The sequence below is a fragment of the Streptomyces sp. NPDC048288 genome, assembly GCF_043201555.1.
Classification (GTDB): domain Bacteria; phylum Actinomycetota; class Actinomycetes; order Streptomycetales; family Streptomycetaceae; genus Streptomyces.
Genome location: NZ_JBICZD010000031.1, coordinates 1 through 1,434, shown reverse-complemented (window position 1 = coordinate 1,434; position 1,434 = coordinate 1). Strand labels below are relative to the sequence as shown.

1 protein-coding gene is annotated in these 1,434 nt (G+C 65.3%); it reads right to left on the bottom strand.

Features of this window, described 5'->3' with window-relative positions; all coding sequences use genetic code 11:
* Positions 1–135: 135 nt before the first annotated feature.
* Entirely contained in the window at positions 136–429 is a 294-nt protein-coding gene (locus ACGFZS_RS49500; protein ID WP_393800800.1) for a hypothetical protein, read from the bottom strand.
* Between the last annotated feature and the right edge of the window lie 1,005 nt (positions 430–1,434).

Below are 1,434 nucleotides of genomic sequence, written 5' to 3'. Positions count from 1 at the left end.
TTAATCACACAATAAAACCCCACCTCGCCGCTCCCGCCTTTATATTAGGCTACTCCCTCGGTAAACACCCCAAACCCCCCCCCCAAGGCGTGGGGGGGGGGGGGGGCGCCCCCCCCCCCGCGGCCCCCCGGCCCCCTACCTGCACGCGGTGTACGACGAGACCGCGCCAGCGATCACCATCCTCGTCAGGCCGTGTCGCTTCGCATAGTTGACTGCACGCCGCCACTCCGCCACCTCGCCATCACCCGAAACGGTAATCCCGATGCGGCCTTCGGCGACGAGCCACTCGATCAGCTCCTGCGCCTTCTCCCACCGGGCCTGCGCGACGGGCCTCTCCCTGTAGGACGGCCCGAGATTTGGCGGTCGCCGCCGGCTCACGGCCGCCGACGACCGCAGAGTCATCGTCAACAGAGCGGAACGGACGTCCATCAGAGTGGGGGTCCTGTGGGACTTTTCTGGGACTTCCGGCTCCATCAACCTGCACGAACATGAAATAGCCGAAAGGCCATTCGCGCAGGTCAGCACCTACAGGCCACTCATCGCGGCAGGTCACCGCGTTCGCTTGTCTTTTCCGGGACATCTGACCATCAGAAACCAGCAGCTCCGTTGCCCGTCCCTCCACTACGGGGAACAGGCTGCCCCGACCAGTTCCCCTCCACGAGGCCCGCTCCCGTTCATTCCCTCGCAGGCTCACACATCATGGCCTTCACCGCTTCTCTGACCGCCATATTGGAGTCATGCCCCTCCAGCCCACGGCATCCCACACCCACGCCGAGCGACCTCTCGGGCGCGGAGGCCGAGGACCTCGCGCTGTCCCGGGAGAAATTCCGGCGGCGCCTGCCGGAGTCGCTGGACGAGTTGCGCAGCCCGACCCACGGGATCGTGGAGCTGCCACTCGGCAGAGTCCGCGACGACAGCAAACCAGCTGAGCACGACCTAATCACAGGGGGCGGCGTTGCAGTTCTCCGCCACGCCGCCCGCGACAAGCCGGGCGAGGAGACCCATCGCACCTTGGCCGCCCTGCCGCGGCCCAGCAGCAAGGCAAACATGAGCCTACGAGGAAGCCAGCCAGCTCGCCTCCGCACCTGTTCCAGGCCCTCCAACGACCTGACGGCCTTTCAGGCCGTGCGTCATTCGTGCGTCACGCCGCAAGAACCAACGGGCGCCGCCACCACCACGCACCCCTCCCCCTCAGACGAATGCGAAGGTCACGCGGCATCGTCCGCCTTCACCTGTTCCCACCTCCCAAACAGGTCGAGCCGACGAAAGAAATCATAAAACCGCAGCTCAAGAGCCCTTTTCAGCAGGCTCCAGGATCGCGACGCACTCAACATGCGAGGTCATCGGAATGACATCGGCCCAAGCAAAGCACAGAAAGTCCCTGTTCAGAGCCATATTTTCGGCTCGTTGCCCCGTGGGCAGGCGCCCGCAGCG